The organism is Aneurinibacillus sp. REN35 (assembly GCF_041379945.2).
Lineage (GTDB): Bacteria > Bacillota > Bacilli > Aneurinibacillales > Aneurinibacillaceae > Aneurinibacillus.
This window is the reverse complement of the sequence record NZ_JBFTXJ020000041.1, coordinates 1-312: the sequence shown is the minus strand read 5'-3', so window position 1 is coordinate 312 and position 312 is coordinate 1. Positions and strand designations below refer to the sequence as shown.

Annotated in this window: 1 tRNA gene and 1 rRNA gene; both read right to left on the bottom strand. The window is 45.2% G+C overall.

Annotated features, from left to right (window positions below):
• Positions 1-53, bottom strand: a 5S ribosomal RNA gene (gene rrf / locus AB3351_RS23705); the annotation flags it as partial.
• Positions 54-124: 71 nt separating this feature from the next.
• A tRNA-Ala gene (locus AB3351_RS23595) sits at positions 125-200 on the bottom strand.
• Positions 201-312: the final 112 nt, after the last annotated feature.

The window sequence follows — 312 nt, the reverse complement described above, 5'->3', positions numbered from 1 at the left end:
ACTTCTGTGTTCGGGATGGGAACAGGTGTGACCCCTTCGCCATCATCACCAGACATCGAATTGCTTCAAAAAAAGAAATCAATTCTTTATATTTATGAGTTCCAATTACGAGAGAACGCAAAAATGGTGGAGCTAAGCGGGATCGAACCGCTGACCTCTACACTGCCAGTGTAGCGCTCTCCCAGCTGAGCTATAGCCCCACAAACATTTTATCTCGTCAAGCCTAAAGGCCTGGCACTCTAAGGAACAAAGTTCCCTCAAAACTGAACAGTGAACAAACAATGTGTCAAGTCTCCATAGAAAGGAGGTGAT